Here is a 19484-nt window from a genome sequence, read left to right on the forward strand (position 1 = left end):
CTTAATTCATGCCCTTTTTAACAAGTTCAAGCGCTTTCATACGTGCAGCTTTATCGCACGCTAATATTTCTTCAAGTGTTTGTACATTAACATTCAAGGTTGACTCTAATGTCTGCGCATTAACACGGAAAATATCTGTAAAGCCAATTTGCCCATTTAAAAATGCCGCAACAGCTACTTCATTGGCAGCGTTGACTGTCGTTGTTGCACCTTGCCCCATTTCACTGGCATCTATTGCTAATTTTAAATTTGGATAACGTGCATAATCAGGTTTAGTAAACGTAAAATCAGCTAGCTCTGAAAAGTCGAGGGGCTTCACACCTGCATCAACACGATCTGGAAAAGCAAGTGCATGTGCGATAGGTGTGCGCATATCTGGATTCCCCATTTGCGCAAGCACAGAGCCATCTTGATACTGTACCATTGAGTGAATAATACTTTGCGGATGAATGACCACTTCAATATCACTGGCGTGACAGTTAAATAACCATTTAGCTTCAATGAATTCGAGGCCTTTGTTCATCATGGTCGCTGAATCAACAGAAATCTTTTGTCCCATAGACCAGTTAGGGTGAGCCACCGCCTCAGCGACTGTAACAGATGATAAGGTGGCTAAATCACGTGTTAAAAATGGACCACCAGAGCCCGTTAACAAGATTTTGCTCACGCCGTTATCACCAAGTAACCCTGATGTGTTTTGTAATGATGCAGGCATGCATTGAAAAATAGCATTATGTTCGCTATCAATTGGCAGTAATGTTGCGCCATGTTGCTTTACTTTGTCGATAAACAACTGACCTGACATCACCAACGACTCTTTATTAGCAAGCAGTACTTTTTTACCTGCTTCAACGGCACTCAAGGTGGGTAGTAAGCCTGCTGCTCCCACAATAGCCGACATCACTGTATTAACCTCGGGGTGAGCCGCAAGCTCGCTCATTGCTTCTACGCCTGCAAGCACTTCGGTCGTACAGGGTGTATTTGCAAGTAAGCTTGATAACGCCTTTGCTGCCGCGTTATTAGCCATAACTGCAAATTTCGGTTGATGCGCTAAGCAAAGCTCAGCCATTTTTTCAGCATTTTGCCCTGCGGTTAACGCAAAAATAGCGAAGCGATCTGTATTTCGAGCAACAACATCTAACGTGCTTAGGCCGATTGACCCCGTTGCACCAAGCACTACCAGTTGTTCAGTCTTACTCATAAACTCAATGTCCATGCATAACAAAGGACAAAAATAGGTGCTGCAGCAGTTAGGCTGTCAATACGGTCTAAAATACCGCCATGACCAGGTAAGCATGAACCGCTGTCTTTTAAACCCGCTTCACGCTTAAACATACTTTCAAGTAAGTCACCCACCGCAGAAAACAGTGCTATAAATGCAGTCATAATGGCATAAACAGGCCAAACAGCCATATCAACATCGCTAAAGTGACAAAAAGCCAACACGAAGATAACCGATGCGACGACACCACCAAGTAGCCCTTCAATGGTTTTATTAGGGCTGACTTTAGGCATTAATTTACGTTTTCCTAAGTTCTTGCCTGTAAAATAAGCACCGATGTCTGCGCTCCAAACAATACCTAAAACCACTAAAATAAGCATTGAACCAAAGTGAGTCGATTCGTTATAGCCCGCACTTCTTAAGGTATTTAACGCCAACCATAATGGCACGAGGGTTAGAAAGCCTGCTATCGCTCGCATCACAAGACCTTCATTCCATGCTTTGGCCATGGCCGGGTAGCGCCATACTAAATAAGTGGCAACAATCCACCACGCGAATGACAAGGTAAACAAATAATTAGCATCGCCCACCAGTTTACCGTTTTGCCAAAGCGACTCTATCGGCCAGTGCCAATTCAGCAGAGCAAGAATGATAGCGGTCGCAGCAACAAAGCCTAGCCGTTTGAATTTATCGCATAAGCCCATAAAAGCAGACCATTCCCACGCACCGAGTAAAACAATACCGGCGGCGATATAACTAAATAAAGTAAGTGGGGTATAAAAAACCAGTACAAGTGCAAGTGGCGCAAGTACAAGTGAGGTTAAAATTCGTTGTTTAAGCAATGTGTGTACCTTCAACTAGTAATTAGGTTTCGGCGAGTAATTGTTTTATTTGTTCACCGGTACAACCAAATCGTCGCTCTCTGGCAACGTAACAAGCGATAGCGTCAGCAAAAGCAGCTTCATTAAAATCTGGCCAAAGCGTATCTGTAAAGTAAAGCTCAGCATAAGCAGCTTGCCACAAAAGAAAGTTACTAATGCGTAAGTCGCCACCAGTACGGATCATCAAATCAAGTTCCACCTGACCTGCCATACTCATGTGGTCGTTCATATGCTGCTCAGTAATTTCATCTGCAGCTAATTCACCTGCAGCGACTTTCTTCGCAAGCTGTGTTGCGGCATTGGTAATATCCCAACGACCACCATAATTAGCCGCGACATTTAATTCTAACCCAGTATTGTTGCGGGTAAGTTCGTGTGCAGCATCTACTTTGTGTCGTAAACCTTCAGAAAAACGTGATAAATCACCAATGATATTTAGTTTTACATTATTTTTATGAAGTTTTTTTACTTCTTTGCCCAGTACGAATAAAAACAACTCCATAAGTGTATTTACTTCGTCCTCTGGGCGGCGCCAATTTTCACTACTAAACGCAAATAGTGTTAATGACTGAATACCTAAGCGAGTACAAAATTGAACAGATTGACGCACCGCATCAACGCCCTTTTTGTGCCCGTAAACACGTGGACGATTTTTAGCTTGCGCCCATCGACCGTTACCATCCATGATTATAGCGACATGCTTAGGCAAACTTTGCTGGGAAATTTTATCAGCGTTAAGAACCATAAATATCGAGTATTCCATAAAAAAACGCCGTCTAGTATACCCTAGACGGCGTTTCAAAACTAATAAATTTAGTTATGCCTATTACCTATTCAGGATGAGTGTCTGAAAGATAAACAGGACGTATTAGATTTCCATCAATTCAGCTTCTTTCGCTGTTAATTGTGTATCCATTTCTTTAATGAACTTATCAGTAAGCTTTTGAATTTCATCTTCTGCTTGACGCGCTTCATCTTCAGAAATGTCTTTATCTTTCAATAAGCTCTTAATGTCGCCATTCGCATCACGACGGATGTTACGTACCGCAACACGGCCACCTTCAACTTCGCCACGTACGATTTTAATTAGGTCTTTACGACGCTCTTCTGTAAGTGGAGGAAGTGGAACACGAATAACTGTACCTGCAGACATAGGGTTTAAGCCTAAGTCTGAAGCCATGATCGCTTTTTCTACAGCTTGTGCTAGTGACTTGTCGAACACGCTAATAGCAAGTGTACGCGAGTCTTCAATTGTTACGTTTGCAACTTGGTTTAACGGTGTATCAGCACCATAGTAAGATACTTGAATACCATCAAGTAACGCAGGGTGAGCACGGCCTGTGCGAATTTTAGATAATTGACTGCCTAGTGCCGCAACACTTTTTTGCATGCGCTCTGACGCATCTTTTTTGATATCGTTAATCACGGTTCAATCCTAATAATCTATTTATTTATTTCATCTGAGGCTTGTGAAGAAATAAGTGTTCCTTCATCTTCACCCATAATAACACGTTTCAACGCGCCAGATTTGTTCATATTAAATACGCTTAAAGGCATTTTATGATCTCGTGCAAGAGTGAATGCAGCTAAGTCCATAACCTTTAATTCTTTTTCAATGATTTCATTGTAGCTCAAGTGGCGATATAGTGTAGCTTCTGGATTTTTCACTGGGTCATCAGAATAAACACCGTCCACTTTTGTCGCTTTGATAACTGTATCAGCTTCGATTTCGATACCACGTAAACACGCGGCAGAATCAGTAGTAAAGAACGGATTGCCTGTGCCCGCTGAGAAAATAACTACGCGGCCAGATTTTAATAAGCTGATTGCTTCAGCCCAGTTATAAGCATCACACACACCATTAAGTGGGATAGCTGACATTAAGCGGCAATTTACAAATGCACGGTGTAGTGCATCACGCATTGCCAAGCCATTCATTACTGTTGCTAACATTCCCATGTGGTCACCCACTACGCGGTTCATACCTGCTTCTGCTAATGAACCACCACGTAAGAAGTTACCGCCGCCGATAACCAAACCTACTTCTACGTCGAGTTCTACAAGTTCTTTAATTTCTTGAGCCATACGGTCAAGTACTTTCGGGTCGATGCCGAAGCCTTCGTCTCCCATTAATGCTTCACCGCTAAGTTTAAGAAGAACACGTCTAAAAATAGGTTTACGATTGATAGTCATAATATTTGGGCCAGCCTTAGTAATGAGATAAAAAATAACCGCGCTATGGTTACACATAAAACGCGGTTATTTTAAAGAATTTTCATCAGTGACGCAAAAGCTAATAGCAGATTAATTTCATCTAATTTCGCCTGCATCACTCAAGCAGAAAATTACTCGCCTTTTGCAGCAGCGATTTGTGCAGCTACTTCAGCAGCGAAATCTTCTTCTTTACGCTCGATACCTTCACCAACTTCTAAACGGATGAAGTTAGAAACAGTTGCGCCTTTCTCTTTAAGAATTTCGCCAACAGTCTTCTTAGGCTCCATGATGAAAGCTTGACCAGTAAGAGAGATCTCACCAGTGAATTTCTTCATACGGCCAACAACCATCTTCTCAGCGATTTCAGCAGGCTTGCCTTCGTTCATCGCGATATCGATTTGAACTGCTTTTTCTTTCTCAACAACGTCAGCTGGTACGTCTTCTGGGTTAACAAACTCAGGCTTAGACGCAGCTACGTGCATAGCAACTTGCTTAAGTGTTTCTTCGTCAGCTTCACCAACTACAACAACACCGATACGGTCGCCGTGACGGTATGAAGAAAGTTTGTCACCATCGATGTACTCAACGCGACGAACATTGATGTTTTCACCAATTTTAGCAACTAGTGCAACACGCGTTTCTTCGAATTGTGCTTTAAGCGCATCGATGTCTGCTTTAGATTCTGCAGCAGCGTCAAGAACTTGGTTAGCGAAACCAAGGAAGTTAGCATCTTTAGCAACGAAGTCAGTTTGACAGTTAACTTCAAGAAGCGCAGCGAAACCGTTACCTTCTTTGATTAAGATTGTACCTTCAGCAGCGATGTTACCAGCTTTTTTAGCAGCCTTTGCAGCACCGCTCTTACGCATGTTTTCGATCGCTAACTCGATGTCACCGTTAGTTTCAGTTAACGCTTTTTTACAATCCATCATGCCAGCGCCAGTACGCTCGCGTAATTCTTTAACTAGGGCAGCAGTTACAGCCATTAGAATATCCTCAATTGAATTCTGTTATTAGGGAAGCGGTATAGGCCGCTTAACAAGAATAACAAGTCTTCACCTTAATTAAGATGAAGACTTGATGACAGCTAATTACTCAGCTTCTACGAAATCGTCTTTCTCAGCTTGAGCAACGATGTTGTTCTCACGACCTTCAGTGATCGCAGCTGATACAGCGCCAGTGTAAAGTTGGATAGCACGGATCGCATCATCGTTACCAGGAACAACGTAATCAACGCCGTCTGGGTTAGAGTTAGTATCAACGATAGCAACAACTGGAATACCTAGGTTGTTAGCTTCACGGATAGCGATGTGCTCGTGGTCTGCATCGATAACGAAAAGTGCGTCAGGAAGACCACCCATCTCTTTGATACCACCAAGGCTCTTTTCAAGCTTTTCCATTTCACGAGTTAGCATTAACGCTTCTTTCTTAGTTAACTTCTCGAAAGTACCGTCTTGGCTTTGCGCTTCAAGATCTTTAAGACGCTTGATTGATTGACGAACTGTTTTCCAGTTAGTCAACATACCACCTAACCAACGGTGGTTTACGTAGAACTGCTCGCTTTGAAGAGCTGCTTCTTTAACTGCTTCGCTTGCTGCGCGCTTAGTACCAACGAAAAGTACTTTACCTTTGTTAGAAGCTGCGTTCGATAAGAACTTAAGTGCTTCGTTGAACATTGGTACAGTTTGCTCTAGGTTGATGATATGAACACGGTTACGAGCGCCGAAGATGAAAGGCTTCATCTTAGGATTCCAGTAACGTGCCTGGTGACCAAAGTGAACACCAGCTTGAAGCATATCGCGCATTGAAACGTTTGCCATTTGTAAATTCCTCTAATAGTTTAGGGTTAGGCCTCCACATATCCCATAGCACCAACACCTAAGCTAATTTGTAACTTATGTGCACCCAAGTGTATGTGACGATACGTGTGTGTGTTAAAATAAAATTGTGTTTGCCTTAAATACAAAAAATCAGTTAAGAATTTATTTGTAAAAAGACGGCGCGCTTTATACCATATTAAAATTGAAAACTCAACATTCAGTGCAAAATTTGTGCACTGAAAAATGACCTAAAAAACAACTTTGGAGCCTCAATGAGTGCTGTGATCAAGACCCCTGAAGAAATCGAAAAAATGCGTGTTGCCGGGCGCTTAGCCGCCGAGGTACTTGAAATGATTGAACCGCATGTGGTGCCAGGTGTAACCACAGATGAACTAAATACAATTTGTCACGATTATATTGTTAACGTTCAAGATGCTATTCCAGCACCACTTAACTATCACGGTTTCCCAAAATCAATTTGTACCTCAGTGAACCATGTAATTTGTCACGGTATCCCAAATGACAAACCACTTAAAGAAGGTGACAGCGTCAATATTGATGTAACTGTAATCAAAGACGGTTACCATGGCGATACATCTAAAATGTTCCATGTTGGTACACCTAATATCCAAGGTAAGCGCCTTGCTGAAGTAACTCAAGAAAGCCTGTACCTTGCCATTAAAATGGTAAAACCTGGCGTTCGCTTAGGTGACATTGGTGCTGCGATTCAAAAATATGCTGAAAGCTTTAGCTATTCGATTGTACGTGAATACTGTGGTCACGGTATTGGTGCAGAGTTCCACGAAGAGCCACAAGTTATGCACTATGGCAAAGCAGGTACTGGTGAAGTATTAAAAGCGGGCATGTGCTTAACAATCGAACCTATGGTTAATGCGGGTAAACGCCAATGTAAGTTGCTTAAAGATGACTGGACTGTCGTAACAAAAGACCGTTCATTGTCTGCACAGTGGGAACATACGCTGTTAGTGACTGAAAATGGTGTTGAAATTTTAACGCTCCGATCAGATGATACTATTGACAGGATCATCGAACACTAGGAGCCAGCCCCTGTGGCATTACCCAATAAAGTAAAGAAGTTGCTTAGCCAAGCTGAGCAACTTAGCGACTATCGCGACTGTTCAAGTTATTTTTACAAATGGCTTCAGAACGAATTTTCTAAACAACCCGTCAGCAACTTAATCAATGCCCGCGCTGAGTTTATCGATCGCTTATTGATTAAACTGTTTCATGACTATGACCTTGCGCACGAAAGTGATTTGGCCCTTATCGCAGTAGGTGGTTATGGCCGTGGCGAATTGCACCCCTACTCCGACATCGACTTTATGTTGCTAGTAAGCGAGCAGCCAAGTGATGCGGTGTGTGAAAAGATTGGTCAATTCGTCACTATGCTTTGGGATCTCAACTTAGAAATTGGTCACAGCGTTCGTACCATAGAACAAGCATTAGAACAAAAGCGCGAAGACGTGACGTTTGCCACCAGCTTACTCGAAAGCCGACTCATTTTCGGTAATCATATTGAGTTTGAAAAGCTCAAAAGACATTTAGACGATACACCCATTTGGCGCTCTGATGAATTCTTTTTGGCGAAAGTGCAAGAACAGAATTTACGTCATAAAAAGTGTCACGGTACAGCCTATAACCTTGAGCCGAATATTAAAGAAAACCCGGGTGGTTTACGTGATTTACAAACCATTATATGGGTGGCAAAAAAACACTTTAGAGCAGAAACATTACAAGAGCTCATTAATCACGGCTATCTTACTCACGAAGAATATCAAGAACTCTCTGAATGCTTAGAGAACTTATGGAATATTCGATTTGCGCTGCACATCGCTGCGGGTCGCTCTGAAAACCGCTTATTGTTTGATCATCAACCTCACGCTGCTGAAATACTTGGTTTTGGTAGTGATGGTAAAGCTTCCGTTGAGCGCATGATGAAACGCTTATTCCGAATTATGAGCCGCGTACGTGAGCTTAATCAAATGCTGCTTTCATACTTTGAGCAAAGCATTTTACCGGGCGCAGGTGAGTTACCTGTCGTTGAGCTCGATCGTAACTTTGAGCGTATTGGTCATCAAATTCGGGTAAAAAACCCATCGGTGTTTTTCCGCCGTGATCAACTATTTGTGTTGTTCGAGCATATTGCTGACAACCCTGAAATCACCCATATTTACCCAAGTACCATCCGTACAATGCGCCAAGTACGACGCCGTTTACTCGGTGATTTACAAGATTACGCAGCCTGCCGCGAAGCATTTTTACGACTTGTTAAGCATCCTAACGGCATGGGTCGTGCATTCACGCTTATGCACAAGCACGGCATGATTGCAGCCTATTTACCGCAATGGCGAAATATTTTTGGACAAATGCAGTTTGACCTCTTTCATGCTTACACCGTGGATGAGCACACGCATAAATTAATCAACAATATTTACAAGTATTTTGATAAATCAAAAGTCAGCGAGTTTCCGCTATGTAGTGAAATTGTCACGCGCATGGATAAACCTGAGCTACTTTATTTAGCAGGTATTTTCCATGATATTGCCAAAGGTCGTGGTGGCGATCACTCAGAGCTTGGCTCTGTAGACGCCCTTGCCTTTGCTAAGCTTCACCGCTTCCCTGCATCCGATGGTAAACTCATTTCATGGCTTGTTGCTAATCATTTACTCATGTCGGTCACGGCGCAGCGTAAAGATATCAATGACCCTGATGTCATTAAAGACTTTGCCAGCAAAGTAAAAACGGAGCGTCAACTCGATTACTTATATTGTTTAACATTAGCCGATATTCGTGCCACCAACGATAACTTGTGGAACGATTGGAAAAATACCCTACTACGAGAGCTTTATTTACACACCCAGCGCGCACTTCGTTTAGGGCTTGAAAACCCGATGGATCAACGTGACCAAATTCGTGATAAAAAACAACAAGCTAAACAACGCTTATTGAACCACGGCTGTAACGAAGATCAGATCGACTTAATTTGGAGTCGTTTTAAAGCCAATTACTTTACCGCTTTTAGTGAACAACAAATTTCGTGGCACACCGAACACTTACTCAGTTGTGAGGACTTAAGCCAGCCCAGTGTGATGGTATCTGATACCGCCATGCATGGGGGAACGCAAGTATTTGCTTATAGTCCATACTCAGGCGGGCTGTTCGCTCGTTTAGTTAGTGTCATCGGCTCAAAAAAAGCACAAATTCAACATGCACAAGTCCTCACAACGAAAGACGGTTATGTGCTGTTTAGTTTTGTTATTCTGGAAGTGAATGGCGATCCAATTGCCAGTAACCGTGCGCAAGGAATTAAACGTGCACTAGACGCTGCAATTAGTGACCCTAAAAAGAAAATCCGTTTTAAGAAGAACCGTTCACAGCGTTTTAAAGACTTTAATATTAAACCCAAAATTGTGCTTCGACCACATGCCCGAAAAGATCGCAGTTTAATCGAAATTCAGGCCGTGGATATCCCTGGGTTACTCACGAAAATTGCCGAAGTGTTTCAAGCACACTTATTACATATTCATGCCGCACGGATCACCACTGTCGGTGAACGTGCAGAAGATTTCTTCGTGGTATCAAATAACGAATACCAAGCATTAACAGACGAAGAACAAGCAAAAATTCATCAAGCATTGCGTAAAAAACTCAACGCAGAAACCGAATAAGAGGACCTTATGTCAGATTTAAAAACCATGATCGAAAACGCCTGGGACAACCGCGATAGCATCAGCCCAAGCACGGTATCAAGCGACGTAAAACAAGCTATTATCGACGCACTTGAACTACTTGATAGCGGCGCTGCACGTGTTGCTGAAAAAATCAGTGGTGAGTGGGTTGTACATCAGTGGTTGAAAAAAGCAGTGCTATTATCTTTTCGTATTCGTGATAACCAGCCAATGAACGATGGTGTTAATCAGTTTTACGACAAAGTACCACTTAAATTTAGCGACTATACTCCAGAGCAATTCCAACATGGTGGCATGCGTGTTGTGCCAAATGCAGTTGCTCGTAAAGGGAGTTTCGTAGGCAAAAACGTGGTACTCATGCCATCTTATGTCAACATTGGCGCTTACGTTGATGAAGGGACGATGGTTGATACATGGGCAACCGTTGGCTCGTGTGCTCAAATTGGTAAAAACGTACACTTATCTGGTGGTGTAGGCATAGGTGGCGTACTTGAACCACTACAAGCAAACCCTACGATTATCGAAGACAACTGCTTTATTGGCGCACGCTCTGAGATTGTTGAAGGTGTTGTCGTTGAAGAAGGTGCAGTTATTTCAATGGGTGTTTATATCAGCCAAAGTACGCGCATTTATGACCGTGAAACAGGTGAGATCCATTACGGTCGCGTACCTGCCGGTGCAGTTGTTGTACCAGGCTCATTGCCTTCAAAAGATGGTTCACACAGCCTTTACGCTGCCATCATAGTGAAAAAAGTTGATCAACAAACTCGCGAAAAAGTGGGTATTAATGCCCTCCTTCGTTCAATTGACGAGTAACTGCTTGCAATAACCGATTTTCATTACAGCGCTAGCCATAATGGTTGGCGCTTTTTTATACTCGTCGCTTTAAGTTTTATTCCTTAAATTGTTACATCTTATTTCAAATACACACTTAATCGCGTATTTACTGCTATTCGGCGTTACTTCTGACACACACTCTATTTACCTCACTGGCACTTTTTTTACATATCACTACAATGCACACAAACTGATTTTGGAACACACACAATGAATCTGACACGAAGTTCGCTAAAGAACCCCGCGAGCGTTATTGTCATCTTGGTGCTGATTATATTGTTTGGCGCATTAAGTATTTTTAAGCTGCCCATTCAGCTCACACCGGATATAGAGCAACCACAGATCACGATTTTTTCTGGCTGGCGTCAAGCTGCTCCTGAAGAGATCGAATCAGTCATCATTGAACCGCTTGAAAATGCAGTAAAAAACACCCCTGGTGCTTTAGAGATTAATACAAATATTAATCGTGGCAATGGGTCTATCACACTCACCTTTGCTGTTGGACAAAATATGCAACAAGCCATGCTTGATGTACTGACAAGTCTTAATCAAGCGCCTCCTTTACCTTTAGATGCTTTTGACCCTGTTGTATTTGCTGGCGGCAACAACCGTGAAGCAGCAGCTACGTTACTCGTTACACCCAAAAACTATAACAGCGACAGTCTTGATTTAGACATGGCGCAATTTCAAAAACAAATCGACGAATTTATAGAGCCACGCTTGGCACGTATTCCTGGTGTTGCCCGTGTTGATTTAGCCAGTGAACGTCCGAAAGAACTACGCATCACTTTCGACCCTCACAAAGCCGCTGCACTGGGTATAAGCCTTGATCAAATTACCACTGTGTTAGCCAGCTCACGCGATACCTCTGGTGGACTTGCTAATGTAGGACGTCGTCAATATACCGTACGTTTTACTGGCCAATATGATTTATCGAGCATGGCACAAATGCGCGTTGGCTATTCTGGCGACAGACCCATTTACCTTGGCGATATAGCAAGCGTTGAGCGTACTTTTTCAGATCGTTTAGGCATGAGTGGTCGAAATGGTAAACCTGCTTATTACATTCGTGTTTCTCGCGCAAACGAAGCTAATACCGTTGCTCTACTCGACGAAATTAATCTTGCTATAAAAGAGCTAAATGAAGGACCTCTTGCTGAGAATGGCTTGTCGATTGAATTAAGCTTTGATGCCTCAGTCCATATTCGCAACGCCTTATCACTCGTGAAAAGTAATCTAGGCTTGGGCGTATTACTTTCATGCTTAATCTTATGGCTGTTTTTTCGCGGTCTAAAAGCGACCTTTGTCATTGCAGCGACCATTCCTATTTCCTTAATGGTTGCGTTTTTAACCTTAAATATTTTTGATCGTAGTTTAAATGTCATCTCACTAGCAGGCCTTGCTTTTGCAGTAGGCTTGGTGCTTGATGCCGCCATAATTGTTCAAGAGAACATAGTGAGGCTCAAAAACGAAGGTTTCGATAGTAAAAAAGCTGCGCTAAAAGGAGCTGCACAAGTAACCGGCGCTTTATTTGCATCTACCACCACCAGCGTTGCTATCTTTTTACCAATATTATTTATGGCTGGAATTGAAGGACAACTATTCTCTGATTTAGCACTCACCTTATCAATTGCTGTTATCGCCTCTATGGTGTGTGCTATTACACTCATCCCCTTAGCTAATCACTTGTGGCCTGACAACAAATTAAAACCTGACCCTTTTCGCGAATACTGGCAAAAGCTGACTAACCTCATCATGACTTTGACAAACACACGGGTTAAACAAATCATGTGGATCAGTGCATTGTTAGGTGGCTCAATCTTAGCAACGATGACCATGCTACCTAAAACTGATTTTATGCCACGTGCACCCACTGATGGCTTTTTCTTTAACCTAAACGCACCTGCTGGCGGCAATGTGCAATTTATAGAAGAGGAGCTATTAATGCGAATCAAAAAGCGCCTGATGCCCTACTATAACGGTGATAAAGAGCCGGGGATTAAAGACTTTAACTTCTTTGCGTTTGGTTCAAACGCCGGAGGTTTTATTTACTCAGCAGACCCACAACGAGTAGAAGAGTTAATGAAGGTAGCCCGAGAAGAAATTTTCATTGATTTACCTGATACGCAAGTGTTTTTCTTTAGAGGCTCAATGATCCAAGTTGCCAATGGCGGTGATGGTCGTAATATTAATATCGATTTAACTGGCCCAAATATGGACGAGCTCATTGCCGGTGCCAATGTCGCACTGCAAGCGGTAAGTAAAGCAATGCCTGCTGCAACAGCAAGGCCACAGCCTCGCTTAGATATGGCAGAACCTGAGCTTAGACTGACACCAAATGACCGTCGAATTACTCAAGCGGGTCTGACCCGTCGTGATATATCACAAGCAATGCAAGCCTACACAGGTGGTTTATTTGTTAATGAATACTTTGATGGTAATGAACGCATGAATGTTATTCTGCGCGGTATTCCTTGGAAAACGCCTGAAGAGTTAAAAGCTTTGCCGATTGTTACACCTCAATCAGGTATTCAAACTTTAGGTGAGCTTACCTATATTGAACGAACAGTGGGGCCAACACAACTTAGGCGCGTGAATGGACGTCGAACCGTTAGTATAATTGTGACTCCACCAGCAGACATGAGCCTGCAAGAAGCGCAGAATATTTTAGCTGAGCAAGTCATGCCTCTAGTGCGAGACAGCTTACCACAAAGTGCCGGTGCAATTTTGGCAGGTAACGCCCAAAAGATGAATTCGGCAATGCAGGAAATGACCATCAACTTTTTCTTAGCACTGTTTATTTTATTCTTATTAATGACAGCATTATTTAAATCGGCCAAAGACAGTGCCTTGGTATTACTTGTAATGCCATTAGCAATTGCAGGCGGCGTACTGGCACTATTTATACTCAACTTATTCACCTTCCAATCACTCGATTTACTCACCATGATTGGCTTTATTATCTTGCTTGGTTTAGTCGTAAATAATGCCATTTTGCTAGTTGATCAAACGCGTGTTGCTATGGCAGCAGGACTTAACCGAGAAGACGCAGTTCGCCAAGCTGTGCTACTTCGTGCAAGACCTGTGTACCTGAGTACCTTAACTAGTTTATTTGGTATGTTGCCACTGATGCTAATGCCTGGCGTTGGTTCAGAAATTTATCGTGGTCTTGCAACGGTCATTGTGGGCGGTATGGCTATTAGCGCCCTATTCACCCTTATTTTGATGCCTAGCTTATTACAGCTTGGCAGACAACAGCCACCTATAAAAACCAAACAAAAACCAAAAACAACGCCTTTAAGCTTGGTGTCAAATCAATGAGTGATAAAACAATGAATATAATTTTACGTAAACTAACGGCAAGCGTTTGTGCTCTATTTAGTCTATTGGTGTTTAATGTCTGTGCTGTGGTGCCTGTTACTGTTGAAGCGGTAACCAAAGCCCAGCTAACCAGCGAAGTAGAAGTCAGCGGCACATTATATGGCAAAAGTGATGTAACCCTAACAGCAGGTGTCAGTGGCCGTTTATTATACGTAGTTGAGCCTGGCACTCTCGTCAATAAAGGGGATACGCTGGTGCGTATGGATACTCTGCCACTTGAGCTGGAGAAAGCACGTCAACAAGAAATGCTAAACCGTGCGAAAATCAACTTACGTTTGTATCAGCAGGAGCTAGCTCGATTAGAGAAACTAGCAAAAGCAAGCAGTGCAGCGGCAAGTCAAGTTGATGATATGCAGAATAAACATGACCTCGCTTTATCAGATATTGCATTAGCTAAAGTTGAACTGAGCGTAATTGATGACCAGCTATCGCGTGCAACAGTTCAAGCGCCCTTTGATGGTGTTATAAGTGAACGCTTTAAGCGTGCAGGTCGCGAGATTAACCGTGCTGATGAGCTAGTAACATTACTCGATATTCATAATTTAGAAGTGCGCTTATATGTGCCAGTGAAGTACTTAAAATTTTTGCATAAAGGTATCGAACTTCCAATAAAAGCAGGTGATTTATCGAACCCAGAAACCACCAAAGCACAAGTAACAGCCGTGATCCCATCAACAGATCCGCGTTCACAAACTGTTGAGGTTCGAGCTTTAATAAAGAAAAGCTCGGAGCAACTATGGGCTATTGGCCAACTTGTTGATGTTGCAGTGCCATTAAAGACAAAGGGCGATGTGCTCTTAGTAAACCGCGACGCACTTATCCTGCGTAAGCAAGGCAGCCATATAGTTAAAGTTGAAAATAATAAGGCCTTACAGATCCCCGTAACTGTGGGCGATGGAAAAGATAAGCTGGTTGAAGTGACTCCTCTCACTGATATTACTTTTAGTGCCGGCGATATGGTTATTATTCGAGGTGCTGAACAGTTACAAACAGGTCAGGAAGTTGAGGTACAAGGTGAGCTTTAAATTAATCTCTTAAACGAAGGCTTAAAATAGTGAATTAGGAGCTACTGTATTCATACTATCTAGTACGAGTTGTGTACTCCTAAACTAAAGTCTACCCGTTTAGGTGAATACACTTATTTTTGATTCGCGTAGTACATCTTTATTAACTCCCCCTTAATATTGGAAAAGCAATCAATATATTCAAAAACAATCCTTTATAACTAGCTATTCATTATTTGATCCAATAAGGTAGTTGATAAGTACGCTTAAAGTTAGCTTTAAAATAAAGGATTTATTTATGGCAAGAAAAACCTTACGCTCAACTATTTTACTACCCGTATTTTTACCGGCAGTCTCTATTATCTTTTTACTTGTGCTTGGTACAATCAGTGACCCTGAACAAGCAGGTAAAGCATTTTCAGTAACGCTATCTTGGATAACAGAAACCTTCGGCTGGTTTTATATGTTATCTGTTGCGGTATTCCTAGTATTTATAGTATCCATAGCAGCCTCTAGCTGGGGTAATATAAAGTTAGGCCCCGCTCACGCAGAACCTGAATATAGCTCATTAGAGTGGTTTGCTATGCTCTTCTCAGCAGGCTATGGTGTAGCACTTCTTTACTTCGGTGTTGCAGAGCCTGTTCTTCACTATTCCTCACCGCCTAGTGGCGCAGCAGAAACTATTGATGCAGCAAAGCAAGCGATGCAAATCGCATTTTTTCACTGGGGCTTCCACATTTGGGCAATTTATGGCGTCGTCGGTCTTGTTCTTGCCTACTTTGCATTTCGCCATGGTCTTCCGTTATCCATTCGCTCAGCCTTATACCCGCTAATTGGTGATAAGATCCATGGCCCTATTGGTCATTGCGTCGATATATTTGCAATTTTGGGGACCCTGTTCGGGATTGCAACCACATTGGGCTTATCTGTTACTCAAATCAATGCAGGCTTACATTATTTGTGGGAAGGTATTCCCATTAATACAACAGTGCAAATTATTACAATCGCCGTCATAACCGGTGCTGCAACTATATCGGTAGTTGCGGGGTTAGATAAGGGAGTAAAACGCTTATCTATACTCAATATGGCTATCGCAATAACGTTAATGATGTTTGTGTTTTTTGTTGGTTCAAGTATCCATATCTTAGAATCATTTTTACAAAATACAGGTAGCTACTTAAGTGGAATTGTAGAAAGAACCTTTAACTTGCAAGCATATACCCGCAGTGACTGGATAGGAAATTGGACACTATTTATCTTTGGCTGGACTATCGCTTGGGCCCCTTTTGTTGGTATGTTTATAGCAAAAATAAGTCGTGGTAGAACAATCAGACAGTTTGTTGTGGGTGTCATGTTAGTGCCAAGTTTATTTACTTTTTTATGGTTTTCCATTTTTGGTGACACAGCATTAAACTTGATAATGAACGAAGGGTTAAATTCACTTATTACTGATGTTGAAGCAAATCACGCTGTTGCTTTATTTCAATTATTCAATGCGTTACCGCTTTCATCATTTGCCTCTTTCTTAACTGTTATTTTGATTATCACGTTCTTCGTGACGTCATCTGACTCGGGTTCATTAGTTATTGATTCATTAGCATCTGGCGGCAGTATTCATACCCCTGCTTGGCAGCGAGTTTTTTGGGCTGTACTCGAAGGTGCTGTTGCTGCGGTATTACTTTTAGCCGGTGGTCTTAAAGCACTTCAAACGATGACCATAGCCAGTGCCCTGCCCTTTGCTATTATTATGCTACTTGCCTGTGCGGGACTATGGCGTGCTCTTCGCATTGAGGGCCACCGAGATGTGAGTCTACAAGCTCATACGCTCATTAATAAAAATTTAGACCTTTCTCTGTGGAAACATCGCTTAAAAGCAATGATTGATTACCCTAATAAGCAAGAGGTGTATGCATTTATAAATAAGATTGTTGTAACTGCAATGAAAGAAGTGCAAAGCGAGCTAATTAACCGTAATTGGCAAGCCTCTGTTGATGTTGACACTGATATTGGCCGAGCATATCTAACAGTAACACGTCATCATCATGTCGACTTTGTATACGACATTAGGCTTACCGAGCATGCTAAACCGAGCTTCGCATATGCCGAGCCCGCTGCTGCAGATAGTGAATCGCAACTGTATTATCGTGCAGAAGTGTTTTTACGTCGCGGTGGGTTGTCATACGATATTTATGGCTTTGAAGAAAATGATGTTGTAAAAGATATTCTCGACCAATTTGAAAACTACTTACACTTTTTAGATAACAGTCCAGGCGATCTTCCTTGGGATCTAGAAAAACATGATGATATGTTAGACACACGCAAAGATTAACAAGCCAAGCTAGCTTGTATCTCTTTGATTTAATCGGTGTAGCATTATTCAAGCCAGCAAAAGCTGGCTTGAATAAGCGCTCTTAAGCAACTTTAAATTGCTTCACAATCTGATCAAGTTCCAGCGCTGTTTGCGCCAGTCCATCAGCAATAGCAGCTGCTTGCTCTGCTCCATCCATTGTTTCATGAGCTTTCTCATTCACATGCTGCACACTTTCACTAATTTGCTGACTGACAACATTTTGCTCTTCAGACGCACTCGCTATTTGTACATTCATATCTTTAATGGTCCCTACTGATTGCGATATTTGTTCAAGCACGCTACCTGTTTGCTCTGTTTTTTCTGCAGTTTGCTCAACACTGACCATATTTTCTTTCATTGAGTCTACTGATTTCTTCGCTTCATTTTGTAAGTTTGAAATCATCACTTGTATTTCTTCGGTGCTCTGTTGAGTACGACTAGCTAATGAGCGAACCTCATCAGCAACAACTGCGAACCCGCGCCCTTGCTCTCCTGCTCTGGCAGCTTCAATTGCTGCATTCAAAGCAAGTAGGTTAGTTTGATCCGCTATCCCTCTGATCACATCCAGTATTGAGCCAACAGATTCTGTTTCAGCTTCTAAATTAGCAATGGTTTTACTAACATGAAGCATGGTTTCTACAAGCTCTCCCATCGCAGCATGCGTTTGCGAGACCACTTGTGTGCCTGTTAAAACCTCATTATCTGCTTTTGTAGCTGCCTCTGCTGCTAATTGCGCACTTTGGGTTATTTCATTGATTGTTGCAGACATTTCATGCATTGCTGTGGCTGTTTGCGTCAGTTGGTCTGATTGATGTTCAGCACCTGTCTTAGAATTTGTTGTGATGGTAGTTAACTCTTGCGAAGTTTGCGAAACTTGAGTCGTTGAGTCACTGATTTGAGTGACCATTTCATTAAGTTTAGCCACCATGTCCCGCATCGCTAAATAAATACCCGTTTCATTACCCTGCTGACTAAAACAATAGGTTAAATCTCCTTGTGCTATTGATTGAACAATACGAGCTATTTCGCTTGGCTCGCCACCAATAGGCGCTTTTATGAGCCGAGATATAAAGATACTTAAAAAAATACCTACAGCAATAATAATTAGCGAAAATACCAAAATCGTATTAATTGCATTTTTACTGCTAGCTTGTAGCATCGGGCCTATTTCATCTTGACGATTTTGACTGGCTAACTTTATTTGCTCTATTTGCTCGGCAATTGCAGGGCCTATGTTATCTAAGGTACCTGATATCACCGTGTTACGCTCGCTAATTGCTTCGTTAACAAGCACTAAGCCTTCAATGTATTCATTGGTTCTGAGTTTTACATCTGCGAGTAACGTTTGCTCTTTATTGCCACTCACTGTTTTTGCCAAACTCTCTAGCCTATCCAATAAAACTGTAAACTCTTGCTTCGCCCTATTAAGTTCTTCTTGCGTGTTATTAACAAGAAACTTAGCGGCATATAAACGACCTAACAGGAGTGACTCTTGTAATTGTGAGCTGTAAAACAAAGCTGAAACATCATTGTTTTGCATACTTAATTGAATTACTTCACTGATTCCCTCGCGCATATATTTACCATTCGCATCAAGCATGTTGGATACGACTTCATTTCTCTTATTAATGAGGTTAACAATTTCTTCAAAGGCTGATTTATAAGTTAACGCCTCTTGCTCTATGGTTGTAATCGCTTTAACTTTGTTTGCGTCGTTAAACTGCCGCTTTCCAGATTGGATGAGATCATTTAGTAATTGGTAGCGATTAGTAAATTCATTAATACTTGCTTGGTTCTGGTCCTTTAAATACTTAAGAGCACTTAAGCGAAGACTTAAAACATTTGATTGGATTCGACCTGAAATATTACTATCACGCGCATTTGCACGATAATCTACAAAATTTTCGTATCCAGAATTAAGTGCTATAAGTGCAACAACACTAACAACACCGAGAAGAAGGACCATTGCACCAAAGGCTAGGTACAGCTGGGTATTTAACTTTAACTTAGTAAACATAACGTTCTCTCTGTTTAACGTTGCGTCCACTGCATTAAGAGTCCTTGATAG

The 19484-nt window shown here is 42.0% G+C and carries 14 protein-coding genes; 6 read left to right on the forward strand and 8 right to left on the reverse strand.

The genetic code is table 11. The features are described 5' to 3' along the window. Position 1: 1 nt before the first annotated feature. The 7 genes from ispC to rpsB all read right to left on the reverse strand — a co-directional run bounded on the left by ispC (position 2) and on the right by rpsB (position 6134). Entirely contained in the window at positions 2-1201 is a 1200-nt protein-coding gene (gene ispC, locus LY624_RS11295; RefSeq protein ID WP_130150610.1) for a 1-deoxy-D-xylulose-5-phosphate reductoisomerase, read from the reverse strand. Continuing rightward, on the reverse strand, positions 1198-2064 hold the full coding sequence (locus LY624_RS11300; RefSeq protein WP_130150609.1) for a phosphatidate cytidylyltransferase: 867 nt from the start codon (positions 2062-2064) through the stop codon (positions 1198-1200). The genes ispC and LY624_RS11300 overlap by 4 nt, the downstream gene beginning before the upstream one ends. Positions 2065-2086: 22 nt before the next feature. After that, the gene (locus tag LY624_RS11305) at positions 2087-2866 is read right to left on the reverse strand and encodes an isoprenyl transferase (RefSeq protein ID WP_130150608.1); all 780 of its coding nucleotides are present in this window, start codon (positions 2864-2866) and stop codon (positions 2087-2089) included. A gap of 105 nt (positions 2867-2971) precedes the next feature. Beyond that, positions 2972-3529 (reverse strand): ribosome recycling factor, encoded by a 558-nt coding sequence (gene frr, locus LY624_RS11310; protein WP_130150607.1) that lies wholly within the window; start codon positions 3527-3529, stop codon positions 2972-2974. 17 nt (positions 3530-3546) lie between these two features. Continuing rightward, a complete protein-coding gene (gene pyrH / locus LY624_RS11315) occupies positions 3547-4296 on the reverse strand; it encodes a UMP kinase (RefSeq protein WP_062570043.1) in 750 nt (249 codons plus the stop codon). A gap of 152 nt (positions 4297-4448) precedes the next feature. Continuing rightward, entirely contained in the window at positions 4449-5300 is an 852-nt protein-coding gene (gene tsf, locus LY624_RS11320; protein ID WP_237127061.1) for a translation elongation factor Ts, read from the reverse strand. A 105-nt stretch (positions 5301-5405) separates the two neighbouring features. Continuing rightward, complete coding sequence (rpsB, locus tag LY624_RS11325) at positions 5406-6134, reverse strand: 30S ribosomal protein S2 (RefSeq protein WP_130150605.1); 729 nt, start codon at positions 6132-6134, stop codon at positions 5406-5408. Positions 6135-6406: 272 nt separating this feature from the next. Here rpsB and map point away from each other — a divergent pair, with 272 nt between their 5' ends. The 6 genes from map (at position 6407) to LY624_RS11355 (ending at position 17395) form a co-directional block, all read left to right on the forward strand. Continuing rightward, the gene (gene map / locus LY624_RS11330) at positions 6407-7192 is read left to right on the forward strand and encodes a type I methionyl aminopeptidase (RefSeq protein WP_062569872.1); all 786 of its coding nucleotides are present in this window, start codon (positions 6407-6409) and stop codon (positions 7190-7192) included. 12 nt (positions 7193-7204) lie between these two features. After that, positions 7205-9823: a [protein-PII] uridylyltransferase gene (gene glnD / locus LY624_RS11335; protein ID WP_341803015.1), complete on the forward strand. Its 2619-nt coding sequence runs from the start codon at positions 7205-7207 to the stop codon at positions 9821-9823. A 9-nt stretch (positions 9824-9832) separates the two neighbouring features. Continuing rightward, positions 9833-10660, forward strand: coding sequence for a 2,3,4,5-tetrahydropyridine-2,6-dicarboxylate N-succinyltransferase (dapD, locus tag LY624_RS11340; protein ID WP_341803016.1), 828 nt, complete (start codon positions 9833-9835; stop codon positions 10658-10660). A gap of 231 nt (positions 10661-10891) precedes the next feature. Next, a complete protein-coding gene (locus LY624_RS11345) occupies positions 10892-14002 on the forward strand; it encodes an efflux RND transporter permease subunit (RefSeq protein WP_341803017.1) in 3111 nt (1036 codons plus the stop codon). Continuing rightward, positions 13999-15087 (forward strand): efflux RND transporter periplasmic adaptor subunit, encoded by a 1089-nt coding sequence (locus LY624_RS11350; RefSeq protein WP_341803018.1) that lies wholly within the window; start codon positions 13999-14001, stop codon positions 15085-15087. The genes LY624_RS11345 and LY624_RS11350 overlap by 4 nt, the downstream gene beginning before the upstream one ends. Before the next feature lie 277 nt (positions 15088-15364). Beyond that, positions 15365-17395, forward strand: coding sequence for a BCCT family transporter (locus LY624_RS11355; RefSeq protein WP_341803019.1), 2031 nt, complete (start codon positions 15365-15367; stop codon positions 17393-17395). 82 nt (positions 17396-17477) lie between these two features. On the opposite strand, the gene LY624_RS11360 is transcribed toward LY624_RS11355, so the two are convergent. Next, positions 17478-19433, reverse strand: coding sequence for a methyl-accepting chemotaxis protein (locus LY624_RS11360; RefSeq protein WP_341803020.1), 1956 nt, complete (start codon positions 19431-19433; stop codon positions 17478-17480). Between the last annotated feature and the right edge of the window lie 51 nt (positions 19434-19484).

Source organism: Pseudoalteromonas sp. N1230-9 (assembly GCF_032716425.1).
Classification (GTDB): Bacteria; Pseudomonadota; Gammaproteobacteria; order Enterobacterales; family Alteromonadaceae; genus Pseudoalteromonas.

Bases quoted from the DNA above. Each gene is read 5' to 3' on its own strand.
- pyrH (WP_062570043.1), bottom strand. From the start codon at position 4,296: ATGACTATCAATCGTAAACCTATTTTTAGACGTGTTCTTCTTAAACTT.
- LY624_RS11345 (WP_341803017.1), top strand. From the start codon at position 10,892: ATGAATCTGACACGAAGTTCGCTAAAGAACCCCGCGAGCGTTATTGTC.
- ispC (WP_130150610.1), bottom strand. From the start codon at position 1,201: ATGAGTAAGACTGAACAACTGGTAGTGCTTGGTGCAACGGGGTCAATC.
- dapD (WP_341803016.1), top strand. From the start codon at position 9,833: ATGTCAGATTTAAAAACCATGATCGAAAACGCCTGGGACAACCGCGAT.
- rpsB (WP_130150605.1), bottom strand. From the start codon at position 6,134: ATGGCAAACGTTTCAATGCGCGATATGCTTCAAGCTGGTGTTCACTTT.
- tsf (WP_237127061.1), bottom strand. From the start codon at position 5,300: ATGGCTGTAACTGCTGCCCTAGTTAAAGAATTACGCGAGCGTACTGGC.
- LY624_RS11350 (WP_341803018.1), top strand. From the start codon at position 13,999: ATGAGTGATAAAACAATGAATATAATTTTACGTAAACTAACGGCAAGC.
- LY624_RS11355 (WP_341803019.1), top strand. From the start codon at position 15,365: ATGGCAAGAAAAACCTTACGCTCAACTATTTTACTACCCGTATTTTTA.
- LY624_RS11360 (WP_341803020.1), bottom strand. From the start codon at position 19,433: ATGTTTACTAAGTTAAAGTTAAATACCCAGCTGTACCTAGCCTTTGGT.
- map (WP_062569872.1), top strand. From the start codon at position 6,407: ATGAGTGCTGTGATCAAGACCCCTGAAGAAATCGAAAAAATGCGTGTT.
- LY624_RS11305 (WP_130150608.1), bottom strand. From the start codon at position 2,866: ATGGAATACTCGATATTTATGGTTCTTAACGCTGATAAAATTTCCCAG.